This window comes from Joostella sp. CR20, assembly GCF_038433465.1.
GTDB lineage: Bacteria > Bacteroidota > Bacteroidia > Flavobacteriales > Flavobacteriaceae > Galbibacter.
This window is the reverse complement of sequence record NZ_JAESVF010000005.1, coordinates 61,763-86,371: the sequence shown is the minus strand read 5'-3', so window position 1 is coordinate 86,371 and position 24,609 is coordinate 61,763. Positions and strand designations below refer to the sequence as shown.

General features: G+C 35.1%; 29 protein-coding genes and 4 tRNA genes. 13 read left to right on the top strand and 20 right to left on the bottom strand.

Annotation, left to right across the window (positions count from 1 at the left end; translation table 11 throughout):
• Positions 1-54: 54 nt before the first annotated feature.
• From JMA43_RS08630 to JMA43_RS08555, 16 genes are all read right to left on the bottom strand, one after another.
• Positions 55-126, bottom strand: a tRNA-Thr gene (locus tag JMA43_RS08630).
• 171 nt (positions 127-297) lie between these two features.
• Positions 298-370 (bottom strand) — tRNA-Gly (locus JMA43_RS08625).
• A 42-nt stretch (positions 371-412) separates the two neighbouring features.
• A tRNA-Tyr gene (locus JMA43_RS08620) sits at positions 413-494 on the bottom strand.
• A gap of 162 nt (positions 495-656) precedes the next feature.
• A tRNA-Thr gene (locus tag JMA43_RS08615) sits at positions 657-730 on the bottom strand.
• An 88-nt stretch (positions 731-818) separates the two neighbouring features.
• The gene (gene hpf, locus JMA43_RS08610; protein WP_342156093.1) at positions 819-1,121 is read right to left on the bottom strand and encodes a ribosome hibernation-promoting factor, HPF/YfiA family; all 303 of its coding nucleotides are present in this window, start codon (positions 1,119-1,121) and stop codon (positions 819-821) included.
• A 136-nt stretch (positions 1,122-1,257) separates the two neighbouring features.
• Entirely contained in the window at positions 1,258-2,151 is an 894-nt protein-coding gene (locus JMA43_RS08605; protein ID WP_342156092.1) for a tyrosine-type recombinase/integrase, read from the bottom strand.
• A gap of 516 nt (positions 2,152-2,667) precedes the next feature.
• Positions 2,668-2,862 (bottom strand): 30S ribosomal protein S21, encoded by a 195-nt coding sequence (rpsU, locus tag JMA43_RS08600; RefSeq protein ID WP_342156091.1) that lies wholly within the window; start codon positions 2,860-2,862, stop codon positions 2,668-2,670.
• A 101-nt stretch (positions 2,863-2,963) separates the two neighbouring features.
• Positions 2,964-4,103, bottom strand: a complete 1,140-nt coding sequence (locus JMA43_RS08595; protein WP_342156198.1) for an acyl-CoA dehydrogenase family protein — start codon at positions 4,101-4,103, stop codon at positions 2,964-2,966.
• 76 nt (positions 4,104-4,179) lie between these two features.
• Positions 4,180-5,028, bottom strand: a complete 849-nt coding sequence (locus JMA43_RS08590; RefSeq protein ID WP_342156090.1) for a ComEA family DNA-binding protein — start codon at positions 5,026-5,028, stop codon at positions 4,180-4,182.
• A gap of 11 nt (positions 5,029-5,039) precedes the next feature.
• Entirely contained in the window at positions 5,040-7,121 is a 2,082-nt protein-coding gene (locus JMA43_RS08585; RefSeq protein WP_342156089.1) for an amino acid carrier protein, read from the bottom strand.
• An 87-nt stretch (positions 7,122-7,208) separates the two neighbouring features.
• Positions 7,209-8,234: a potassium channel family protein gene (locus JMA43_RS08580; RefSeq protein WP_342156088.1), complete on the bottom strand. Its 1,026-nt coding sequence runs from the start codon at positions 8,232-8,234 to the stop codon at positions 7,209-7,211.
• Between the two features lie 31 nt (positions 8,235-8,265).
• Positions 8,266-8,484, bottom strand: a complete 219-nt coding sequence (locus JMA43_RS08575; protein WP_446719400.1) for a PspC domain-containing protein — start codon at positions 8,482-8,484, stop codon at positions 8,266-8,268.
• Positions 8,485-8,508: 24 nt separating this feature from the next.
• Complete coding sequence (locus tag JMA43_RS08570; RefSeq protein WP_342156086.1) at positions 8,509-9,780, bottom strand: DUF2851 family protein; 1,272 nt, start codon at positions 9,778-9,780, stop codon at positions 8,509-8,511.
• An 88-nt stretch (positions 9,781-9,868) separates the two neighbouring features.
• Positions 9,869-10,183, bottom strand: a complete 315-nt coding sequence (locus JMA43_RS08565) for a rhodanese-like domain-containing protein (protein ID WP_342156085.1) — start codon at positions 10,181-10,183, stop codon at positions 9,869-9,871.
• 132 nt (positions 10,184-10,315) lie between these two features.
• Positions 10,316-10,930 carry a thioredoxin family protein gene (locus JMA43_RS08560; protein WP_342156084.1) on the bottom strand — a complete coding sequence of 205 codons (615 nt, stop codon included), beginning with the start codon at positions 10,928-10,930 and terminating at the stop codon, positions 10,316-10,318.
• A gap of 16 nt (positions 10,931-10,946) precedes the next feature.
• A complete protein-coding gene (locus tag JMA43_RS08555; protein WP_342156083.1) occupies positions 10,947-11,489 on the bottom strand; it encodes a TlpA disulfide reductase family protein in 543 nt (180 codons plus the stop codon).
• Positions 11,490-11,664: 175 nt separating this feature from the next.
• Between JMA43_RS08555 and JMA43_RS08550 the strand changes: the two genes are divergently transcribed.
• The 12 genes from JMA43_RS08550 (at position 11,665) to trpA (ending at position 21,489) form a co-directional block, all read left to right on the top strand.
• The gene (locus tag JMA43_RS08550; protein WP_342156082.1) at positions 11,665-12,114 is read left to right on the top strand and encodes a MarR family winged helix-turn-helix transcriptional regulator; all 450 of its coding nucleotides are present in this window, start codon (positions 11,665-11,667) and stop codon (positions 12,112-12,114) included.
• A 35-nt stretch (positions 12,115-12,149) separates the two neighbouring features.
• On the top strand, positions 12,150-12,782 hold the full coding sequence (locus tag JMA43_RS08545) for an NAD(P)H-dependent oxidoreductase (protein ID WP_342156081.1): 633 nt from the start codon (positions 12,150-12,152) through the stop codon (positions 12,780-12,782).
• Positions 12,783-12,828: 46 nt separating this feature from the next.
• Positions 12,829-13,401: a YceI family protein gene (locus JMA43_RS08540; protein WP_342156080.1), complete on the top strand. Its 573-nt coding sequence runs from the start codon at positions 12,829-12,831 to the stop codon at positions 13,399-13,401.
• 304 nt (positions 13,402-13,705) lie between these two features.
• Positions 13,706-15,106, top strand: a complete 1,401-nt coding sequence (locus JMA43_RS08535; protein WP_342156079.1) for an anthranilate synthase component I family protein — start codon at positions 13,706-13,708, stop codon at positions 15,104-15,106.
• 71 nt (positions 15,107-15,177) lie between these two features.
• The gene (locus JMA43_RS08530) at positions 15,178-15,801 is read left to right on the top strand and encodes an anthranilate synthase component II (RefSeq protein WP_342156078.1); all 624 of its coding nucleotides are present in this window, start codon (positions 15,178-15,180) and stop codon (positions 15,799-15,801) included.
• 96 nt (positions 15,802-15,897) lie between these two features.
• Positions 15,898-16,890, top strand: a complete 993-nt coding sequence (trpD, locus tag JMA43_RS08525) for an anthranilate phosphoribosyltransferase (protein ID WP_342156077.1) — start codon at positions 15,898-15,900, stop codon at positions 16,888-16,890.
• Between the two features lie 19 nt (positions 16,891-16,909).
• Entirely contained in the window at positions 16,910-17,275 is a 366-nt protein-coding gene (locus tag JMA43_RS08520; protein WP_342156076.1) for a four helix bundle protein, read from the top strand.
• A gap of 64 nt (positions 17,276-17,339) precedes the next feature.
• Complete coding sequence (gene trpC / locus JMA43_RS08515) at positions 17,340-18,152, top strand: indole-3-glycerol phosphate synthase TrpC (protein ID WP_342156075.1); 813 nt, start codon at positions 17,340-17,342, stop codon at positions 18,150-18,152.
• A gap of 103 nt (positions 18,153-18,255) precedes the next feature.
• Positions 18,256-18,879, top strand: a complete 624-nt coding sequence (locus tag JMA43_RS08510) for a phosphoribosylanthranilate isomerase (protein WP_342156197.1) — start codon at positions 18,256-18,258, stop codon at positions 18,877-18,879.
• A 46-nt stretch (positions 18,880-18,925) separates the two neighbouring features.
• On the top strand, positions 18,926-20,110 hold the full coding sequence (gene trpB / locus JMA43_RS08505) for a tryptophan synthase subunit beta (RefSeq protein ID WP_342156074.1): 1,185 nt from the start codon (positions 18,926-18,928) through the stop codon (positions 20,108-20,110).
• 58 nt (positions 20,111-20,168) lie between these two features.
• Positions 20,169-20,744 (top strand): transposase, encoded by a 576-nt coding sequence (locus JMA43_RS08500; RefSeq protein WP_342156073.1) that lies wholly within the window; start codon positions 20,169-20,171, stop codon positions 20,742-20,744.
• Positions 20,728-21,489 carry a tryptophan synthase subunit alpha gene (gene trpA, locus JMA43_RS08495; protein ID WP_342156072.1) on the top strand — a complete coding sequence of 254 codons (762 nt, stop codon included), beginning with the start codon at positions 20,728-20,730 and terminating at the stop codon, positions 21,487-21,489. The genes JMA43_RS08500 and trpA overlap by 17 nt, the downstream gene beginning before the upstream one ends.
• A gap of 571 nt (positions 21,490-22,060) precedes the next feature.
• Here trpA and JMA43_RS08490 read toward each other — a convergent pair.
• The 4 genes from JMA43_RS08490 to JMA43_RS08475 all read right to left on the bottom strand — a co-directional run bounded on the left by JMA43_RS08490 (position 22,061) and on the right by JMA43_RS08475 (position 23,318).
• Positions 22,061-22,348: a hypothetical protein gene (locus JMA43_RS08490; RefSeq protein WP_342156071.1), complete on the bottom strand. Its 288-nt coding sequence runs from the start codon at positions 22,346-22,348 to the stop codon at positions 22,061-22,063.
• A gap of 266 nt (positions 22,349-22,614) precedes the next feature.
• The gene (locus JMA43_RS08485) at positions 22,615-22,911 is read right to left on the bottom strand and encodes a hypothetical protein (protein WP_342156070.1); all 297 of its coding nucleotides are present in this window, start codon (positions 22,909-22,911) and stop codon (positions 22,615-22,617) included.
• A 20-nt stretch (positions 22,912-22,931) separates the two neighbouring features.
• The gene (locus JMA43_RS08480) at positions 22,932-23,174 is read right to left on the bottom strand and encodes a hypothetical protein (RefSeq protein WP_342156069.1); all 243 of its coding nucleotides are present in this window, start codon (positions 23,172-23,174) and stop codon (positions 22,932-22,934) included.
• Between the two features lie 9 nt (positions 23,175-23,183).
• Entirely contained in the window at positions 23,184-23,318 is a 135-nt protein-coding gene (locus JMA43_RS08475) for a deaminase domain-containing protein (protein WP_342156068.1), read from the bottom strand.
• 502 nt (positions 23,319-23,820) lie between these two features.
• Between JMA43_RS08475 and JMA43_RS08470 the strand changes: the two genes are divergently transcribed.
• Positions 23,821-24,318 (top strand): DM13 domain-containing protein, encoded by a 498-nt coding sequence (locus JMA43_RS08470; protein WP_342156067.1) that lies wholly within the window; start codon positions 23,821-23,823, stop codon positions 24,316-24,318.
• Positions 24,319-24,609 lie beyond the last annotated feature (291 nt).

Here is a 24,609-nt window from a genome sequence, read left to right as displayed (position 1 = left end):
TTTAATAATTTTAATCTTAGTTATATATTAGTGTTCAAATTTAAACGCAATAAGAGCCAATGACGAGAATTGAACTCGTGACCTCTTCCTTACCAAGGAAGCGCTCTACCCCTGAGCTACACCGGCTTGAAAATTCAAGCTTCAAGTTTAAAATTGTCTTTTAAACATCACCTCAAACAACAACCAAAAACTCAAAGTACCAGAATAAGAGAAGAGAACACACCTTATTTTCTTAAGATTAGTCTCATCTCTGTTTTTTTTACCCAGGAAAAAACCCAAGCTATTCTTGATTTTTTGAGCGGGAGACGAGGTTCGAACTCGCGACATTCAGCTTGGAAGGCTGACGCTCTACCAACTGAGCTACTCCCGCATTTGCAATTTTAAATTCAAGCTTTTAAAATTGCTATTTTAGTGGGGAGAGCAGGATTCGAACCTGCGAAGACATAGTCAGCAGATTTACAGTCTGCCCTCGTTGGCCGCTTGAGTATCTCCCCAATAAAGCATTTTGAAAATAGAAGCCGAAACTTCTTTTCTAAAATTCCGAGCGCAAAAGTAATTAATGTTTTTCAAATAATCACTATTATTTTTTCTTTTTTTTGAAGAAAAATTTTACACTTCTGGAAATCATCAATTTATCAAAAAACTAAAACTTTTAGAGCCGATGGAGGGACTCGAACCCACGACCTGCTGATTACAAATCAGCTGCTCTAGCCAGCTGAGCTACATCGGCCTTTCAGTAAAAAAGCCCGCTATTTCTAACGGACTGCAAATGTATACAATTTATTCTTTTTACAAAACAAATTTGAAAAAATTTTCAATTAAATATGTGTGCGTAATTTTTGCTTTCTTTTCTTTAAAGATCGCTCCAAGGAACTAGCAGCACTATCTATTGCTTCTTCAAATGTTTTACACTGTTTTTTCACTATATATTCATCTCCAGGCACATGCACCTTTACCTCTGCTATTTTATTCTCTTTCACACTGGTGTTTTGCACCTTTAAATACACGTCTGAGTGGACGACCTTATCGTAATAATGGTCTAATTTATCCATTCGTTTCTGAATAAAATTTAACAATTTTTGATCCACATTGAAGTTGACAGATTGCGTGTTTACTTCCATTTCCTTTAAATTTAAGGTTAAACATCAAACCCTTTTACGGGCCTCCTTTTGGGTTCGATTGTACATCGAACAACATATGCTTTACATCATACGTTAGCTTATTTAGAAAGTTTTCGTGTAATTAAATTACGCGTAGTTAGTTTTTTTCATTTCTAGGGTGCGCCTCATTGTACTGCCTTTTTAACTCCGCAATACTATTATGCGTATACACCTGTGTTGACGCTAAACTCGAGTGCCCTAATAATTCTTTTACCGCATTTAAATCAGCTCCTTTGTTTAGCAAATGCGTTGCAAAAGTATGCCTTAGAATATGCGGACTCTTTTTTAGCTTTGTCGACGCTCTACTAAAGTACTTATTTATTATTCTATAAACAAGATTTTCGTAGATTTTATGACCGTTTTTAAGAAGAAATAAACAGTCTTTTGACGCCTCATTAACATACGCTTCTCGAAGTGCTAAATATTCTTTAAGGTATTTTTCTACGGAAGTCATTAACGGCACAATACGTTCCTTGTTTCGCTTCCCTAATACTTTGATGGTTTTATTTGAAAAATCTACACTCTGAAGCTTCAACTCAACCAACTCTATCCTACGCATTCCTGTAGCGTAAAATAACTCGATAATTAATTTATCCCGAACGCCTTCAAAATCATCTGTAAACTCCAATTCATTTAAAACAGCAAACATTTCTTTTTCAGAAAAAGGTGTTTCTACTTTTTTTGAAGTTTTTAATGCTTTGTGTTTTGCCAACGGATTAACTTCTATTTGCTGTACTTTCAATAAAAATTTATAATACGCCTTTAAAGAAGCTACTTTTCGGTTTACACTTCTGTTATCCAAACCCGAATCGACCAACGAAACTATCCATGATCGAATTTGCGAATAATTTACTTCTGCTATATTTTCCTGCTGAAATTCCTCAACACAATATTCAAAAAAGCGTTCAAGATCATTTTTATAGGCAGTAATCGTATGCTTAGAATAGTTCTTTTCTAACTGAAGATAATCGAGAAATTTTTGAAATGGCATACTTTTATGATTGAAGCAACTGTTGAAATACTATCGAAGATACTGAAAAATAGTGCGTATAAAAACTAAACAAACAAATATCAATATGTTTTTCACAAAAGAACTAAAATCTAAACATACCATATTAAAACAAACAACATCCTAAATTCAAGATACAAAAACTTTAAAACTCTCTTCTCTCGATATTAAAACGTAATACTCATCTTAGATTAGATTTTAAACTAATGATACTTTCATTTTTGTCTTGACACAAAAACGAAACAAAAAAGTCAAGACTGATTTAAAAAGTTTAAAAAATCTACGGAACCATCCACCACAGATAAAAAGAACTCGCTACGCTCGGACAGCTTTTTATCTTTCACCCATCGCCGCTTCCTTGATTTTCAAAACTTTTTAAATAGGTCAATTAGCAAAAATCATAAACCCAACCCAATGCAAAATACATTCTAATACTAAAAACAAAAAATCCCACTTCTACTGAAATGGGATTTTTTTAATTTATTCTAAAAGAAGAAACTATATTTCCTCTTGATCTCTCAATCCTTGAATATAAGCTGCTTTTTGAATTTGCGCTCTTTTCTGAACTGAAGGCTTTGTAAATTGTTGACGACTACGTAGCTGACGCATTGTACCTGTTCTATCAAATTTACGCTTGTAACGCTTAAGCGCTCTGTCTATATTTTCTCCTTCTTTTATCGGTATAATTAACATAAGTTCACCACCTCCTTTCTTTTACGGACGGCAAAGATAAAAATTAATTCAAATACCAAACACAAAAATTTATTTTTTTTATTTTTTTCTAAAAAACAAAACTACTTCAGTATGTTCCTAGAAATCACAAGCTTCTGGATTTCGGTAGTTCCTTCTCCAATAGTACAAAGTTTAGCATCTCTATAGAACTTCTCTACCGGAAAATCTTTTGTATAACCGTAACCTCCGTGTATTTGCACAGCTTCATTGGCAATTCGCACACAAGCTTCCGAAGCAAACATTTTACACATAGCGCTAATTTTTGTCATCTTACGACCTTCATTTTTCTCAAAAGCGGCTTTGTGTAACAATAATTCTGAGGCTTCAATATCGGTTGCCATGTCTGCCAATTTAAACGATATTCCTTGGAACTCTGCAATAGGCTTTCCAAATTGCACACGTTCTTTCGAATATTTTAATGCAGCTTCATATGCTCCACGAGCAATTCCTAACGAAAGTGCACCAATAGAAATACGTCCGCCATCCAATATTTTCATCGATTGTATAAAGCCTTCCCCTACTTCACCTAAACGGTTTGCATCTGGAATTCTACAATCAGAAAAAACAAGCTCTGCAGTTTCGCTCGCTCGCATTCCTAATTTATTCTCTTTTTTTCCGCTAGAAAAACCTGGAGTTCCTTTTTCTACTACAAAAGCAGTCATTCCGTGTGAGTCTCCCTTTTCTCCTGTTCGAACAATAACAACAGCTACATTACCACTTTTTCCGTGTGTGATAAAGTTTTTTGCTCCATTAATTACCCACTCATCACCATCTTTAACTGCTGTAGTACTCATTCCACCTGCATCCGACCCCGTGTTGTGTTCGGTTAATCCCCATGCTCCAATCCATTCGCCTGTAGCCAATTTTGGCAACCACTTTTTCTTTTGCTCTTCATTTCCGAAAGACAAAATATGGTTTGTACATAACGAATTGTGTGCCGCTACCGACAATCCGATAGAAGGGTCTACTTTAGAAATCTCATCTAAAATAGCGATATACTCATGATATCCCAACCCAGAACCTCCATAGGTTTCTGGAACTAAAATCCCCATAAAACCTAACTCTCCAGCTTTTTTAAATGCTTCCACCGGAAAAGTTTGCGCCTCATCCCATTCCATAACATGAGGTCTAATATATTGTTCGGCAAATTCTCTAGCCGAATTTGCAACTAATTGTTGTGTTTCAGAATAATCAAAATTCATGTGTGCCGCTGTATCCAATTCCATTCGTTCTAAATATGTTACGGAGAAGTTTAATCGACCAATGTCGAAGTTTGTTTTAAGGCTCAGAAGTATGCTCTGAGACTGTTGGTTCCGCCGTCAAATATAATTCAATTCTATTTAATTTGTCCGTAGGAAAACCCTCTATTTTTGTTAATTCAGGTAGGTCGCTTATTTTTAAATGGTTGGTTCTATAAGATACAATTTTTTTCGCCAGATTCCAGTCTATGTATGGTATTTTACTCAATTCTTTCAGCGTGCACGTATTTACATCGCGTTTTTTAAATGTGGGTAATTTTTGAATTTCGAAATATTTTAAAACTTCCGAAACTGATTCGGGAGGTATTCCATAGGTTTCTGCTATTTGGTCTTGAAAATAAAATCCGCCCAAATAGCTTCGGTATTTCACCAAACGATTGGCCAATACTTCTCCCACACCTCTCACCTTTTTAAGGTCTGATACAGTAGCGGTATTAATGTCTTGCTTTTTAATTGAAATTACTGCTTTTGCTTTTTTCTTCGGAAAAGATTTCTTCTCAGGAAATAAAAAATAAGGTTGAATTGTATTTAGCAACGTATCGGAAACACCGCTAATTTCTTGAAATTGTGCTGTGGAATTTATGTAGTTTCCGGCAGCTCGATACTTTTGGATGGCTTCAATTTCTTCTACGGAAAGCCCTAAAGTGTATCCTTTAAAATCGGAAATATAATTAGGATTGAAAGGAAACTGTTTATACGGAAATTCATTTTCAGCTGAAGCTAATACGTTCAAAGGAGTTACTTCCGCAGTAAAAGAAAAAATATCGCGCCCAAGTTGCACACATTGAAAAATTACAACAATAAGTACCAAAAAAAATATCCCACTCCGTTGGCTCTTATAAAACCGGAAGTGGGATACTCTATTCATAATTCTATTTTTTAAGCAGTTTCTTTAGCTTCTCTTTGTTTTTTAAACAATTCGCCAGCTTTTAATTTTCTAAAGTACTCTCGAAGGTCTTCGCGTACTTCTCCACTCATTATATATAACCCGATAATGTTAGGGAACGACATGGCAAGAATCATCATATCGGAGAAGTCTAGTACAGCACCTAAACTTACAGATGCACCGATTACAACAAATACCATGAAGAATATTTTGTAAACAATTTCTGTTCTTCTACTTTTTCCGAATAAGAAAGTCCATGCTCTCATTCCGTAGTACGACCAAGAAATCATTGTTGAAAATGCAAACAAGAATACTGCCGCCGCTAATACGTATGGGAACCAACTAATAACGCTACCAAAAGCATCTGAAGTTAATTGTGCTCCAGCGATACCTTCTCTTTCGTGCATACCAGTAAAAATTAATACCAATGCAGTAAGCGTACAAACTACTACAGTATCGATAAATGGCTCTAATAAAGCTACAAACCCTTCAGATGGTGGGTGATTTGTTTTTGCCGCACTATGCGCTATCGCTGCCGAACCAACACCGGCTTCGTTTGAGAAAGCTGCTCTTTGGAAACCTACAATCAATACTCCAATTACACCACCTTTTAGTGCGCTTGGACTAAAAGCTCCTTCGTAAATTGCAGAAAATGCAGGCCCTATGTTTTGAATATTTACAATGATAACAACAAGTGCTGCTAACACATAAATACCAGCCATAAAAGGCACAATTTTTTCGGTTACTTTTGCGATACTACTAATACCACCTAAGATAACTGCTCCAACTAATAAAGCTGTTACAACTCCAAACCAAAATCCGTGTCCGGCAAGCACAGGAAACTGACCTGCCAATTGCTCAAACGATTGGTTTGCTTGGAACATGTTTCCACCTCCAAAAGAAGCTCCAACTGCCAAGATTGCAAAAAACACAGCAAGTACTTTCCCTAGTCCTTTCATGTTTCTTTTTTCAAGACCGTATCTCAAATAGTTCATCGGCCCACCAAAAACACGTCCATCTGGAAGGATATTTCTATATTTTACACCAAGTGTACACTCTACAAATTTTGATGACATCCCTAGAAGTCCAGCTAAAATCATCCACATTGTAGCTCCAGCACCACCTAACGATACCGCTACAGCTACCCCTGCAATATTTCCTAAACCAACAGTTCCAGAAACTGCAGTTGCCAACGCTTGGAAGTGTGTTACTTGCCCTGGAGCATCAGGATCGTCGTATTTTCCTTTAGCCAATTCTAATGAATGTCTGAATCCTCTGATGTTGATGAAGCCCATTCTCAACGTAAAGAAAGTAGCTCCAAGAACTAACCAAATTACAATAAAAGGGATGTTTTTTGTTTGAGGATCTCCATTTGGATGTGTTAACGGAATTGGCTCATCGTATTTTACTTCTGCCAAAAACTGAGCTCCTTGCTCAATAATGTGTTTTTTATTTTCAGAATTGTAAATAACTCCACCTTCTTTCACCAAATACTTAAGCTCTCCATTTGCTTGCGCAAAAGCATCTACTGTTCCACCTGAAGCTTTAGAAATTACAGCAATTTTATCACCTTTATTTACATGTGCTCCTTCTGGTTTTAGCCATTGTTGCAGTGTAAATTTATCATCAACTCCTGCAGACCATCCTGGTACAGGAATTAATTTTACGTCTGCATACACCACAGGATCGTAAATTCCTGTTGCTGCAAATGGGTCCCAAAATAAAACGGAACCTAATGCTGCCACTGCTGGCGTCATGGTTCCGTTAAATATTTCTGTAATCGATTCGGCCTTGATATTATACGTATGTGTTACCGAATTTCCCGAGGCATCTGTAACTGTTACCGTATAATCTACACCTTCGGTTAAATTTTCAGAGGTATTAGATTTTAATGATGTACTTTGGTTACTCCACTTATACATATATGGAGGCGTTCCACCTGTTACATCCAACGAAATTTTTCCGTCGTTTATTTTGTTTGAGGGGTTAATTAAATTTTCTTTCACTGTAAGCTCTTGCGCAAATAAGGCAATTGAAAACAGCATAAAAAATAACGAGAGAAATTGTTTTCTCATAAAGAATTAAGTTTAGGTTATATTTAAATTATGAATTCTTAAAAACTAATGGGGCAATATCTTAAAAAAAAGGCGTTTTTTCAAATTTTACCCGTTAAATGTATTTTCTGCAATATGAAATAACGTGTTTAGCTTTTTTATTTGTGTTGGTTGCCCAAGCACCATCAGCTTCGAATTTGGCACGAGTTCCACACTTGCATCAGGATTAATAATATATTTTCCGTTAGGCTGCTTATATCCAATTACGGTGCAACCAGTTTGTCTACGCAAATCCAAATCGACTAATGTTTTATGCAGATATCCGTCTGGAAGGTCGTCTACAGCAACTTCTTCTAAATTTATGGTAGTTTCATCATCTATAGAAAGTTGATCCATAAACTCAATTAAATCTGGCAACACAACCAAAGACGCCATGTGATCGCCTCCAATTTTATCGGGCATAATGGTTTTATTAGCACCTGCCAATTTCAACTTTTTTAATGAAGTTTCTTGTGAAGCTCTACTAATAATTACAATTTCTTTGTTTAACTGTCTAGATGAAAGCACCACAAACAAATTATCGGCATCGTTAGGAAGTGCCGAAATTAAACATTGTGCTTTTGCAATTCCTGCCGCCTGTAAAGTTTCATCTTCATTGGCATTCCCTACTACAAAAAGAGCTTCATCACCATACTTTTCTGCAATCTCTTCATCTTGCTCAATAACCACAAAAGGCTTTCTGTAAGCTTTCAACTTTTTTGCGGCCTGCATTCCGTTTCTTCCGTATCCACATATAATGATATGATTATTGAGATTGTCAATTTGTTTTTTCATTTTTCTAAATTTTATATGCTGAAGTGCATTTCGAGACAATACATATTCTGTAACCACAGAAATCGCATAGGCAACAATAAACACACTAGAAGTTATCAGTACAATGGTAAATATTTTTGTAGGATCGTCGGTTGGTCTTACCTCACTGTAACCAACTGTTGTTACAGTAATCACCGTCATATACGCGGCTTCCACCCAACTGTAATTCCCAAGCAATCGGTACCCAATAATTCCAAATAAAAATATAAATAGCAACAGTGCCAGTGCTATATAAAATTTGGATTTAAAGAGTTTAAACATTTTTAGGTTGTTCTTTTAAATGAAAAGCTAATTATAAATCAAATACTGAAGTTCGTTTTGTGTACACCAAATCTTTCAGTTTTAACCAAAATGCCAAGGTTAAATACACAAAAAAACCTACACCCAACGTAAAGAAAGATGCATAAATAAAAAACAAGCGTACATTTTTGGTTTTCATCCCAAGTCTGTCGGCAAGCCTCGAAGAAACCGCATAGCCGTGCTTCTCAAAATAATATCGTAAATTTTGCATTGCATTCATTACACAAATATACTATTATCCGTTAATTAATTTAACACCAATTTCACACTGCAAACATTTATTTAAACTACAATATTGAGTATAAAGTTGTATTTGCGCTTGCGTGTCTAGAGCGTTTTCAGCTTTAAAATTAAACTTTTCGAAACTCGAAACTATGTTATTATGCTCCTTTTTTAGTTCCGAAACCACATTTATAATTTCTTCTGAAACATCTTTCCCCCTGGCATTAAAATAGCAAAACTTTAAAGGTAAAATGGTATTGATAATAAGTAAATCGATAAACGGGCGACTCATTTTTTTTACGCTTACGGAAGGCGAAGTTTTCTCAAACGTAAAATGATTGTTCCAATATTCGGAGGCTGAGACATTAAAAATCTCGTAGTATTTTTCTGCGGAAGACACTTCCATTAACTGCTGAAACAAACTCGATTCTTTGCCATACAAAGAAGCCAATTGCGACAAACGGATGGTTGGGAAATTTGGCGGTCGTAACTTAAAATACGCTGGCGGAATGTTTGCCGTTTTCAATTTGTATTTCTGTTTTAAATAGCGAAACTCATTTTGCAATTTCACCACATACGCATCCACCGAAGTTTCAGGAAACATATTACTAACACCAAAAAACAAAGCTTCCAAACTTTCTAAAGACGTTTTATTTTTTCGAACCACCTCAAAGGGCAATAACTGCGACAGTTGTAAGAAGGCTTCTGCATTAACTTTAAGTCCGAAGTTTTTTAAAAGCATAGTGTACAAAACCGCTTCCCAATCGTAATTTAAAGTTTCTAAAATTGATGTTATTGCTCGCGACTTATCGTGTAAACGTTCTACGTACAAACGTTCCAACCAATGCTTTTTTAAAAACTCATCAACACTTTTTAATTGATGCTCGCAGTTTACAAATGTTTGTTGCTGAAATATTAGGTTTCGATACGTTGTTAAAGTGTCTTTGTGCACCAAATCTTTTAGCACTAAAGTAGGAATAACGGCAGACTGACTATTAAAAATAGCTACATCAAACTCCCAAACTACGTGAAGAATTACATTGTTGTAAGCAACGTCTTTTTCGTGATGGTGTGCATACCAAAGTGAAGATTTTTCGTGGATTTCTACATTTCCTGCCCAATGTTGTCCGCCTATAACAATTTGCGCATTTAAAAAATCGGGACCCGCATTCGTATTGTGGTTTCCCAACGAGATAATTTCTACTGTATCGCCATCGGTGGTTTTTAAATTTTCCGAAGAAAACTTTTTAAACTTCCAGATATAATGTAAAAAATCTTCTTTCAAAACTTCATTTTAGAAATCTCGAAAGAAGATACTTATTTTTTACGAATTATCGTTTATTTACGACAATTAAGATTTTTCAGCAAAAGAATTATTCTTCAATTACGTCACCTTCCCAGTTCATAAAACCGCCTAAAAGATTGTGTGTATTTTCAAACCCTAACTGATTCATTAATGTACAAGCTTGAGCGCTACGAGCTCCAGAACGGCAATACACATAGTAGTTTTTAGACTTGTCTAACTGTTCTACTTCATCTAAAAAACCTTGTCCTTTATAGATATCAATATTCAATGCGTTTGGAATGTAACCATCCTCTACTTCTTCTTCGGTACGAACATCTAGAATTACTGCATTTTCATCTTGAGCTAGTTGCTCTGCCCATTCTTCTTGGGTTAAATCTGCCATAGGTATATTTTAAAATTTATTAATCGAATTACTCAAAGCCTTATTCATTTTAAAACTTTTCGACACAAATTTATGGATTTCTTCGGAAACCATCACGACAGAAACAACCTCACTTTTAATTTGTAATACGATTTAAAGTTTGATGGAACAGCCTATTGCTTTTGTGTTTTGAATTGCGATTTCTTCTCCTGCAAGCATCGCATCGATAGCGTCTTCAACGTAAGTAGTTTCTACAGCATTTTCGTCTTGATAATTATCGTCGATTGCACCAATATATTTCACAATATTTCCTTCGGAAGTTTTTTCCAACAAGTAACAGTGCGGTGTGCGTTGCGCTCCAAAAACAGGAGAAATTGCTTGCCCTTCATCTACCAAATACGGAAACGTGAAGCCTTTTTCTTTTGCGCGTTCTTGCATTTTCTCAAAAGTCTCTCCTTTTTGATTTATAGGATTGTTTGGATTGATAGCAATTACAGGCACTCCTTGACTTTTATATTTTTTATCTAGCTGAATTAATCGGTCTTCGTAGGCTTTTGCATACGGACAATCATTACAAGTAAATACAATTAAAAATCCTTTTGCATCGGAATAATCGGCTAAGGAAACCGACTTTCCATCGATATTTTTCAGTTTAAAATCGGATGCTTTATCACCAATTTTATAACCTTCGGAAAATAAACTAGGAATTGTAAATGCACTGCTAAGCACTACAACAGCAACGAGTACTAATAATTTTAATGGTTTCATGGTTGGTAGATTTAGATTAGTTAGTAATAAAAGCCTTCAATTCTTTTTCAAGTTCTATAAAGGTAAACGATTTTTCATAAAAAGAACGTTTATTTTTACTAATTATTACCGTTGCAGGAATTGCTCCCGACCAACTTTCATCGACCTTCGGAATCCAAGTATTTTGCTTCGGGTCGTCTAACAAAACTACCGTACTCTCCAAATTGTGTTTTTCTATAAAAGGAATTAACGCCGACTCAACTTTATTCGGAAAATCTAAACTCACCAAAATCACCTCTACATCTTTACTTTTATACTGTTTTGCTATGGTTTCAAAATGTGGCAATTCTTCTACGCAAGGCTTACACCAAGTTGCCCAAAAGTTAATGATATAGGTTTTATCATCAGAAACCGAGAGCAATTTTTCAAACCCATCAAAATTATAAACAGGTACTTCTGTATTACTGAAGGTTTCAATTCGTAAAGGCGCTACCTCTTCTACAATATTAAAAGTTGTATCTGTATGTTTTTTACAACCTACTAAAACAATCAAACTCACGATGGCAACAAATGCTTTCATTTTATATTCTTTTATTTCTAGAATCTCTTTCAGCTAAAAAAATTAAGAGTTCAGTGCGCCTAAAATATCAATACAAATAAATCATAAAACAGATTTAACACTTTTTTATCATTTTAAATTAGGAAGTATACTGCAAAACAACATACATTTGTACATACAAATATTGTAATAACAAATGAAAATCGAAGACGCTATAAAATCATCTGCAATGCCATTGGGTAGAAAAACGGCCATACACTTGTTGTACACCGCCAACGCTATTCAAGAAGGTACAGTAGAGATATTGAAACCCTTTGGTTTATCTCCTCAGCAATTTAATGTTTTACGTATTTTAAGAGGTCAAAAAGGGAAACCTGCAAATTTATGTACCATTCAAGAACGAATGATAAGCAAAATGAGCAACACTACCCGATTGGTCGATAAACTTATTACAAAAGGTTTGGTAACACGCTATACCTGTGAAGAAAACAGAAGAAAAGTTGAGATTACTATTACTGAAAAAGGACTCGATTTATTAAGTAGTTTAGATGCTCCTCTTGATGCTTATAACGAAAGTATTATTGAAAAACTTACTGCGGAAGAAATTGACCAACTAAATATTATTTTAGAAAAAATTAGAGATTAAAAAAATTTATAATAACAATTGTACATACAACAATCATGAGTACTTATAATTCAAATTTAGCTTGGCGTTATGCCACCAAAAAATTCGACGCAACCAAAAAAGTGTCTGATAAAGATTTAGAAACTTTAAAAGAAGCTATTCAGCTATCGGCTTCTTCATACGGATTACAACCTTACAAAGTTTTAATTATTACTGATCAATTAACTAAAGAAAAACTGCGTCCAGTGGCGTGGAATCAATCGCAAATTACAGATGCTTCACACCTTATTGTATTTGCTACCATCAACAATTTTGGAGAAGAAAACATTAAAGAATATATCGAAAATATAGGAACAACCAGAGGAATTCCTACTGAAAACCTTCAAGGATACTTCGATATGATGAATGCAAACATCACTCCGCTTCCAGATGCAATTAAAAGTGCTTGGACAGCAAAACAAACATACATCGCATTAGGGAATTTACTTTCTGCTGCTGCCGATTTAAAAATCGACACTTGCCCAATGGAAGGTTTTGAAGCCGATAAATTCACAGAAATATTAGGGTTAGATAAACTAGGGCTTACACCAACAGTTATCGCTCCTATTGGTTACCGTGCCGAAGACGATGAAACTCAGCACTACAAAAAAGTTAGAAAATCTTCAGAAGATTTATTCATCAATATATAATCATCAAATTAATAACATTGGGTATTCCCCTAAAAAAATAACAAACATGAAAAAGAAATTATTAAAATCAGCTCTTATTTTAGCAACCGTAGTAGGTGCTTCAGCATTTACAGCTTTAGAAACTAAAGAAGTAAAAGTAGAAAACAGTAAAGTAACTTGGAAAGGTTACAAAGTAACTGGTTCTCACGAAGGAACTATCAACTTAAAAAGTGGAGAACTTTCGTTTGACGGAGAAACACTAGTTGGAGGGAACTTTACAGTAGATATGACTTCTATTGGAGCAACCGATTTAAGTGGAGAATACAAAGATAAATTAGACGGACACTTAAAGTCTGATGATTTCTTTGGTGTAGCGAAGTATCCAACAGCAAGTTTAACTATTACGAAAACTGAAGCTACCAGTAAAAATGCATATAAAGTAACTGGAAATTTAACTATCAAAGGAAAAACAAATCCTATTACTTTTGATCTTTCAGTTTACGGAAATAAAGCAACAGCAAATGTAAAAATCGACCGAACTAAATACGATGTTCGTTACGGTTCTGGAAGTTTCTTCGATAATTTAGGAGATAAAACAATATACGATGAATTTGATTTAGTTGTCGATTTGGCATTCTAAATTCCAATTCACACCCAAACCCTATTAAGCTACACTTTTGTGTAGCTTTTTTTGTTAACATCTTAACACTCAAAAAACAAATTCGAACGAAAACTACTTTTTTGTTTGATAAATAAAAATTCATTTCTATATTTGAAATTCAAAATGAGATCATTTACAAAAAATACTTGGTGGTGGTACAGCTTACGTCAAACGTCGTGAGGTAACATTGCTATACTATTTTTTCAACAGAATATAGAAAAGGCTTGTCAATCACGACAAGCCTTTTTTCGTTTATAATATTTTACAGAATTCAACAGAAGTCATGAAAACATATCATTTAAAAACAAATTACAAACAAATACTAGCCGATACCATTACACCTGTAAGTGTGTATTTAAAAATTCGCGATCGGTTTCCAAACAGTATTTTGTTAGAAAGTAGCGATTACCACGCAAATCACAATAGTTTTTCTTACATCTGCTTTAATCCCATAGCATCTATTAAAGTTGAAAACGGACGTGTAGAAAAAACTTTTCCAGACGGAAATTCATCCGAAGAAACTATTACCGAGCAAACTCATATTCCAAGTGTTATTCAAGATTTCACAACACATTTTAAATCCGATAAAAACGATTTTAAATTTATAAATAACGGACTCTTTGGATACATTGCCTACGATGGTGTTCGGTATTTCGAAAATATCAACATCAGTAAAAAAGAGGCCTCGCTAGAAATTCCAGATATTTACTACGCTGTTTACCAAAATATCATTGCTATTAATCATTTTAAAAATGAAGCTTATATTTTTTGCCACAGCCATAACGGAGTCGATAATATTGCTGAAATCCATCAACTGTTACAAGCCAAAAATTTTGCGTCGTATAACTTTTCAAAAGTGGGAGATCCTACTTCAAAATTAAACGACAACGATTATAAAAACTTAGTAGAAAAAGCCAAACAACATTGCCACCGTGGCGATGTTTTTCAATTGGTTTTAAGCAGACGCTTTGCACAAAAATTTAAAGGAGACGAATTTAATGTGTACCGAGCATTGCGCTCTATCAATCCGTCGCCATACCTGTTTTATTTTGACTACGGAAATTTTAAAATCTTTGGAAGTTCGCCAGAAGCACAACTTATCGTAAAGGAAAATAAGGCAGAAATCCACCCAATTGCAGGAACTTTTAAACGTACTGGAAACGATGAAAAAGATGCCGAACTCGCCAAACAACTTTCGGAAGATGAAAAAGAAAATAGCGAACATGTAATGTTGGTTGATTTGGCTCGAAATGACCTCAGCAGAAACGGAAATACGGTGGAAGTAGAAACATATCGAGAAGTGCAATTTTTCTCGCATGTTATCCATTTGGTTTCAAAAGTAACAGGACAAAAAAAGAAAGAAATTCCAACCATGCAAGTCGTTGCAGACACCTTTCCTGCAGGAACTCTTAGCGGTGCTCCCAAACACATGGCGATGCAACTTATCGATAAATACGAAGCTACCAACCGCGATTATTACGGCGGGGCTATCGGTTTTATGGATTTTGAAGGCAATTTTAACCATGCCATCATGATTCGTACATTTTTAAGCAAAAATCATGAATTGTACTATCAAGCGGGTGCTGGAATTGTTTCTGAATCGAACCCAGAAAGCGAATTACAAGAAACCTACAACAAATTGGGAGCGCTCAATAAAGCGTTAGAATTGGCAGAAAATATTTAAATGCCTCTCCCCAACCCCTCTCCAAAGGAAAGGGGCTATGGTTTCACAGACATAAAAAAACGAAATTTAAAATGAATACACAAGAAAATAACACCCAACAATATTCTTCCCCTTCGGGGAGGATTAAGGAGGGGCTTAAAGTATTAGTTATAGATAATTACGACAGTTTTACTTACAATCTTGTTCACTATTTAGAAGATTTAGGATGCGAAGTTACTGTTAAAAGAAACGACCAATTAACCTTAGACGAAGTTGCTCCTTTCGACAAAATTGTACTCTCGCCAGGCCCTGGAATTCCAGATGAAGCTGGCTTATTAAAAGACATCATTAAAACCTATGCGCCTACCAAAAGTATCTTTGGAGTGTGCCTTGGGCAACAAGCCATTGGTGAAGTTTTTGGTGGGAAACTTATCAATATCGATGAAGTATACCACGGTGTGGCCACCAAAATAAATATCGAGCAAAACGATCCAATTTATAAAGATTTACCCAAAGAAATTGAAGTGGGAAGATACCATAGTTGGGTAGTCGATCCTAATTTACCCGATGTACTAAAAGCCACCTCGTATGATGAAAACGGACAAGTAATGTCGCTAACCCACACCAAGTTTGATGTGTGCGGAGTGCAGTTCCATCCAGAATCGGTTTTAACTCCAGAAGGAAAGAAAATATTGGAGAATTGGTTGAATAAATGAGAAGATAGAAAGAACTAAAATTTGTCTGAGTATAAAACCCCAATACTGAATACTGAATACTGAATACTGAATACTGAATACTGAATACTGAAAATAATGAAAGAAATACTAAATAGACTCATCAATCACGAAACCATTTCTAAGGAAGAAGCCAAAAATGTATTGGTAAATATTTCTAATGGTTCGTACAATACAAGTCAGATTGCAGCTTTTTTAACTGTGTACATGATGCGAAGTATTACAATTGAAGAACTTGAGGGCTTCCGTGATGCTTTGTTAGAATTGTGTCTTGCTGTTAATATTGAAGGCTACAATACTATCGATTTATGCGGAACAGGAGGTGATGGAAAAGACACTTTCAACATTTCAACACTAGCCTCTTTTGTTACTGCAGGCGCAGACGTTTTGGTTACTAAACACGGTAATTATGGCGTTTCGTCATCCTGTGGTTCGAGCAATGTAATGGAACACCTCGGCATTCAATTTTCTAACGATCCAGATTTTCTAAAAAAATCGTTGGACAAAGCGGGAATTTGCATCTTACACGCTCCTCTATTCCATCCTGCCATGAAAAATGTAGCACCCATCCGAAGAGAACTTGCCGTAAAAACTTTTTTTAATATGCTCGGACCGATGGTCAACCCTGCATTTCCAAAAAATCAAGTGGTGGGAGTTTTTAATTTAGAGCTTGCCAGAATGTATGGTTACCTCTACCAAAATACCGATAAAAATTACACTATCTTACATGCATTGGATGGCTATGATGAAATTTCACTTACTGGCCCAACCAAAGTTATTCGAAACCAAACAGAGCAAATGCTTTCTGCTACAGATTTTGGTGTAAGAGAACACGCTCAAACGGCTATTTATGGCGGTAATTCAATCGAAGCTTCAGCTAAAATTTTCATGGAAGTGTTAAGCGGAAAAGGAACCGAAGCTCAAAACAATGTAGTTTGCGCCAATGCAGGAATTGCTATTGCAACCGTAAAAAATTTAACCTCTAAAGAAGGCTTTGAAATCGCTAAAGAATCGTTAGTAAATGGAAAAGGACTGGAAGCATTTCAGAAATTAAAAGATTTAAGAATTTAAAGATTGAAAAATTAAAGGTATGACAAAGTCTTTTGAGGAATTTGAAGTCTATCAAAAAGGGATTCAACTAGCAAAATTAATTTTTACGTTTGTGAATGATAAATCATTTGAAAAAGAATATGGTTTTAAAGATCAACTAAAAAGAGCTGTCATTTCTATTACTAATAATATCGCAGAGGGTTCGGAATATAATAATAACAAACAGCTTATTCGTTATTTAAAAATTGCTAAAGGAAGTTACGCTGAAGTTCGTAGTATGCTAATTTTAGCAAGAGAACTTGGTCTCGCAACACCTGCAGCTATTGTAGAAAGCTATGAACTCAGTATAGAAATATCTCAAAACCTTTCTAATTTTATCAAGTACTTACGTTCAAAAACATCATAACAAACCTAAATTAATTCGATCTTTTAATCATTCAAGCTTTAAATTTTTAAATCTCAAAAAAAAAATGAACATCCTAGATAAAATAGTAGCAGATAAAAAAAAGGAAGTCGCTTTAAAAAAAGCCTTGATTCCGATTTCTCAATTGGAAGCAAGTGTCCTTTTTGAACGTAAAACCATTTCCCTCGCTACAAACCTAAGAAATAGTAATACAGGAATTATTGCAGAACACAAACGCCGATCGCCATCCAAAGCGGTGATCAATCAATCTCTTAACGTTCAAGATGTAGCGATAGGATATGAAACTGCAGGTGCCTGCGGGATGTCGGTTTTAACAGATGGCAAGTATTTTGGCGGATCGTTAGACGATTTATTAATAGCTAGAGCCGCTGTTAAACTTCCGCTTTTACGAAAAGAATTTATCATCGACTCGTATCAAATTCTTGAAGCCAAAGCGTATGGTGCCGATGTGATTTTGCTCATTGCCGCTATTTTAACAAGAGAAGAAATTAAGCAACTTTCAGCAACAGCAAAAAGTCTAGGCATGGATGTACTACTCGAAGTTCATAACGAAGAAGAACTCAACAAATCATTAATGCCTAGCTTGGATATGTTGGGTGTTAACAATAGAAATTTAAAAACCTTCGATGTGAGTTTAGATATAAGCAAAGCACTTGCTACCAAAATTCCAACCGATTTTGTAAAGGTTTCTGAAAGTGGTATCAGCAATATCGAAGCCATAAAAGAATTACAACCCTACGGTTATAAAGGTTTTTTAATTGGTGAAAATTTTATGAAAACCGATAATCCAGGTATAAATGCTACTGCCTTTATAAAAAGCCTCTCCCCTAACTCCTCTCCAAAGGAAAGAGGAAATTAAATTTATAAAAATGAGTAAAAAAACATCTTTACAACATATTAAAAATAATAACGAAACTCCCTCTCCTTCGGGGAGGGCTGGGGTGGGGCTCAAAATCTGCGGGATGAAATACCTTGATAATATCCAAGAAGTTGCTCAACTGCAACCCGATTATCTCGGTTTTATTTTCTATGAAAAATCAGCAAGAAACAATCTCGATGTGGTACCTACACTCTCCGATGCGATTCAGAAAATTGGTGTGTTTGTAGATGCTTCTATCGATTTTATTGTTGAGAAAGTCTCTAAGCATCAGTTGCAAGGAGTACAATTACACGGAAGTGAATCCACAGAATATTGTCAGAAGCTAAAAAGCGAATTAAATTCCTTAGGAATAAACATTAAAATCATCAAAGTATTTTCAGTAAAAAACCAATTCGATTTTTCTGTTTTAGCTACCTATGAAATGGTTGTCGACTATTTCTTATTCGACACCAAAGGAGCACTTCCAGGAGGAAATGGATATACTTTTAATTGGGAAATTTTAGAAGATTACCCTTCTGAAAAACCATTCATTTTAAGCGGAGGAATCGGCATCGAGCATCTTGAAAAAATTAAAAACATCCCCGCATCGCTACCAATTCATGCCATCGATATAAATAGTAAATTTGAAATAGAACCAGGACTAAAAAATATAGAATTACTAAAAGAATTTATAACGAAATATAAAGACGAGAGATTAAGGAAATAACTTTAACGCTCTTATGCCTTTAACCCTTTAACTTTTAAACTAAGAAATGGAAACATATAATGTAGATGAAAAAGGATATTACGGTGCGTTTGGGGGAGCATACATCCCAGAAATGCTGTATCCAAACGTAGAAGAACTTCGCCAAAAATATTTACAAATTATGAACGAAGCTTCTTTTAAAGAAGAATTCGATCAACTTTTAAAAGATTACGTAGGCAGACCTTCGCCTTTGTATTTTGCTAAACGGATGTCTGAAAAATACGGCGCAAAAATTTACCTAAAAAGAGAAGATCTCAACCATACTGGAGCACATAAAATAAACAATACCATCGGGCAAATATTACTTGCTAAAAGGCTTGGTAAAAAACGTATTATTGCCGAAACTGGTGCTGGGCAACACGGGGTAGCAACCGCTACTGTCTGCGCGCTTATGGGGATTGACTGTGTGGTGTATATGGGCGAAATCGATATTGCCCGTCAAGCGCCCAATGTAGCCCGTATGAAAATGCTCGGTGCCGAAGTGCGACCTGCTCTCTCTGGAAGTCGTACCCTTAAAGACGCTACCAACGAAGCCATCCGCGATTGGATTAACAATCCTGTAGACACACACTACATCATCGGTTCGGCTATTGGTCCACACCCATACCCCGATATGGTAACGCGTTTTCAAAGTATTATTTCCGAAGAAATAAAATGGCAACTGCAAGAAAAAGAAGGTCGCTCCAACCCTGATTATGTCGTGGCTTGTATTGGTGGCGGAAGCAATGCCGCAGGGACATTCTATCATTTTTTAGACGAAAAAGAAGTCGGAATTATTGCCGTGGAAGCTGCTGGAAAAGGCATCGATTCTGGCGAAAGCGCCGCTACATCTGTTTTAGGAAAAGAAGGGATTATTCACGGGTGTAAAACCTTGCTCATGCAAACTCCCGACGGACAAATTACCGAACCTTATTCCATTTCGGCTGGGCTCGACTATCCAGGGGTTGGCCCGATGCATGCACATTTATATCGCTCCAAACGAGGTGAATTTCACTCCATTACCGACCAAGACGCCATGCAAGCAGGACTCGACCTTTGCAAAACCGAAGGAATCATCCCCGCCATCGAAAGCTCACATGCCTTGGCTATTTTCAATCACAAAAAATTTAAACCAACCGACATTGTCGTCGTAAGTCTTTCTGGGCGAGGCGACAAAGACCTCAACACCTATATCGACTATTTTAATTTGTGATCCTCTATAAATGTACGGACGGACCTATGTGTCCGTCCGCAGAGATAAACACTATGCAATGAAAAATAAACCAAATAGAAAAATCATTCGAATGGCTGGATATGATTATTCACAACCAGGAATGTATTTTGTTACTATCTGCTGTCAAAACAGGGCAGGACTATTTGGTACTATAGAAAATGGTGAAATGTTTCTTAATGATGCCGGTCAAATGATTGAAAAATGGTATCTGGAACTAAAAAATAAATTTTTAAATGTTCAATGCGGGGATTATATAATAATGCCAAACCATTTTCATGCGATTATTATTCTGTTGGGCGGGAATAATGAACCGAAATTGTTCGGACACGCGAAAACGAAAATGAACGGACACGAAAAAACGAAAATGGACGGACACAAAGGTCCGTCCCTACCGGAGGTGATGCAATGGTTTAAAACCATGACAACGAATGAATATATTCGGGGTGTAAAACAATTTGGTTGGAAACCTTTCAATGGTAAAATGTGGCAACGTTCTTATTACGAACATATCATCAGAAATGAAAAATCATATATCAATATAAAAAATTACATCCTTAACAATCCAAAAAACTGGAATAACGATAAATTGAATACCAATGAACCGAATTCATAAAAAACTACAAGAAGATAAAAAAATCCTGTCTATCTATTTCTCTGCAGGATATCCAAATTTAGAAGACACCGTTCCCATCATCCAAACACTTCAAGAAAGTGGTGTGGATATGCTCGAAATCGGACTTCCATTTTCAGATCCTCTAGCCGACGGACCAACTATTCAAGCAAGCTCTACCCAAGCACTTAAAAACGGAATGACCACCAAAAAACTCTTTCAGCAATTAAAAGACATTCGTAAAACGGTTCATATTCCACTTATCATTATGGGGTATTTCAACCCTATTTTACAGTACGGAGTAGAAGCTTTTTGCGAAAAATGTGCAGAAATAGGAATCGACGGACTTATCATTCCTGACCTTCCTGTAGATGTGTACCATGAACAGTACCAAACTATATTCGAAAAGCACAACCTCATCAACGTATTTTTAATTACACCACAAACTTCCGAAGCGCGTATTAAATTTATCGATTCGGTTTCTAGTGGGTTTATTTATATGGTAAGCTCTGCCAGTGTTACTGGAGCAAAAAGCACTTTTGGAGATGCACAAAACGACTATTTTGAACGTATTGCAAACATGCAACTCAACGCCCCGCAAATTGTAGGCTTCGGAATTAGCAATGCCGAGACTTTTAAAATTGCCACCACACACGCCAAAGGCGCGATTATTGGTTCTGCATTTATAAAAACTCTGCAAGAAAAAGGGCTAGATGGCATTGATACTTTTGTAAAATCTATTCGATAAATAAATTTCAACCTCAGTTCAATATAAATGTCGATATAGATAAAATTTAAATATTTGTATTTCAATTATTTAAAAATACTTTCATTTTTGTCTTGACACAAAAACGAAACAAAAAAGTCAAGACGGATTTTAAAAGCATGAGAAAATCTACGGAAACAACCTCCACAGATAAAAAGAACTCGCTACGCTCAAACAGCTTTTTATCTATCAGCCCACGCTGCTTCCTTGATTTTCAATACTTTTTAAATAGGTCAATTTTATTATAAATTCATCATTCTTATATCGAACTCACGTTATTTTAAATATTATTTTCAAGAGGTCTAAGAGGTTACTTTTAGACCTTTTTGCTTTTTTATAACTGACATAAAACTTTTACATCCCCCTAGCCCCCTTCGAAGGGGGAATTCATTATCCCCTTGAGGGGATTATAGGTGTGTTTTTTGTGTTTATTTTGTACTTACAGATTATGGAATTTATATTTACGACTCATATTTACTCAATCTTTTTCCTTTTCTTGCTTACTACTCTCGTCACGAGCGTGACGCTCGCGTTAGCGGGGGACTAGTGGGAGTTATCGAGAAAGCAATTTTTCTTGAATCTCATAAAACTCTTGTGTTTTTTTAATTAAATACTCTGTTAATTTTTTATCGTTAGGTAAAGCTTCAAAAAAAATTCTTGTTGCACTTAACAATGGAGCAAAATCACTCTCCACAATTTCTTTTTCCCTTTTCCCTTTAATATTTCTCCAACATTCTTTGTATAATTTTAATAATTTCTGATGCGCAGAAAAATTCTCTTTGAAAACTAAATAATCAAAAAGACTTATTAATTCAATTAATTTAAACTCTATTTTTGACATAAATTAGGGTGTTTTAGACGCTAGTAGGGGGAACCATTAATTTTAGCTTTTTGTATGCCTTTACAAAAAAAAGCCCTCCTACAAATAAAAAAATACAACTAATAAGAACCTCCAATTACTGCTCTCTAATTGAGCAACTGCATAAGCAACACTTCTAGATTATGGAATAATTTATAATTACGGCTCATAGTTACTCAATCTTTATTCTTTCTCTTACTTACTACTCACGGCACGAGCGTCACGCTCGTGTTAGCAGGGGAGCTATTTTAAAAATAAGTTTCAAAGCTAGAATCAGCTTTTATATCAATATTATTATCTATATCTCTGAGTAGTATGTATAAATCGTTATTTGTTTTGAGTATTAATTCACCTTCTTCGGGAATAGAAATAATATGGACATCTCCATACTTTTTTAAAAAATCAAGTATCCCTTTTGTTTTTCCGATAGCATAACCTTGACCAGAGGCAATCTGAAAAGCATTTGCTATCCCTAGAATTTCTTCATAAGTAATGCTATTATTTTCTTTAAGCTTTTTAATTATTCTTTTTTGTTCAACTATCACAATCACTATTTTTTTGATTACTAATCTATTTCTCCTAAATCTCGAAGGTTTTGAATTTTTACACCTAATTGATAGCCAATATTAAATATATCAGTTAATGTAAATTTTGTTGATTCTAAATCAACAAAATTTACCTCATCGTAAACTATATTTACTATTTTAAAATCAGTATCATATAAGTCGTTGTACCATTTTAATGTTTGTTCTAAGCGTTCTTCATTATCACTCATTATTCTAAAAATTGTTTTTTTATAACTCTCCATATTATTATTTTATTTAACACCATCTACTAAGATTAATTTAATGTTAGGAAACATTTCATGAAATTGCTGGATTATTCCTGTGCAAGAGGCACAGTAAGGGTTTTCTGATGCAATTTTAATTCCCTCCGCTGGCGCGAGCGTCACACTCGTGCCCGTTACAGCATCCCTAAATGCATATTTTCATCATTTGCATAGTTTTTGCACTGCTATATTTATTCTATAGATTCTTTGTTATGAAATTTATACTTACGGCTCATTCGTTTTGTCTTTTTGTTCTGTTATTTCTCGTTAATAATATCTTTCTGATACATACTCGGCACGAGCGTGACGCTCGTGCTAGCAGGGGCTCAAACAGCATTTTTAATTAAAATTGGGGCAAACACAGTCCTTAGTTCACCTTTTAGATAATCAATTATAGCTCTATTGGTGTCATCGTTTTCTAATCAGGTATTTATATCTTTAAAAAAATCCGCCTCGATAGCTTTTGATTGTTCAATAAGGCTTGTCATTTTTTCACTAGAGGTTTCTTCTGTACTTAAAACCTTAGCAAACACCCTGTATTGAATATTTAAAATACAAAATTGATTTAAAAAACTAACTATTATATAGAAAATAATTACTATCTTATTCATTATAAATCTTAACCATGAGTAAAAGAAAACGAATGATGTATTTCCTCCTACCTCCTATCGGATTGATGTTTTTTGGCATTACTATTTATGCATTTAGCCCTATTTTATACAACAATACAGTTGACGAACCCGTTATCGATTTCACAAGCATTCAAAAAGATGATACTGTTACTTTACTCGCAAATGGTACTTTTAAAGATTTTGACAATCGGCATAAAGGTTCTGGAGATTTTCAAATTATTAAAACTTCGGAAGGTATTTTTTTACAACTCACCAACTTTAAGGCTACCAATGGTCCTAATCTTAAACTTTGGGTATCTGAATACCAAAACCCTACAGACTCCAAAGTTGTTAAAAACACTCCATATGTAAGCCTTGGTAAATTAAAAGGAAATATAGGAAATCAAAGCTATAAACTCCCCGACGATTTCAATATTGAATCTTACCATAGTGTTATTGTTTATTGTAAACTTTTCAGAGTTATGTTTACTACTGCCGAGATAAACAAATAATTGTACGTCGAGAATTTAAATTTATCACATTCTAAGAATATTGAAAGAGAAGTTGTGTTTCGCAAGTAACTTCGTACTTCTACTATCATACTTTTAACTTTTTTTTACATCCCCCTAGCCCCCTTCAAAGGGGGAATTCATTATCCCCTTGAGCCTGCCTACCGCAGGCAGGGGGATTATAGGAGTGTTTTTAGTTTTTAATTCTAACCCATTACTTCTAGCTTCTAGCTTCCATCTTCTTTCTTCTAACATCCAACTTCCATACTACAACGTTATATGTTAAAATAAAAA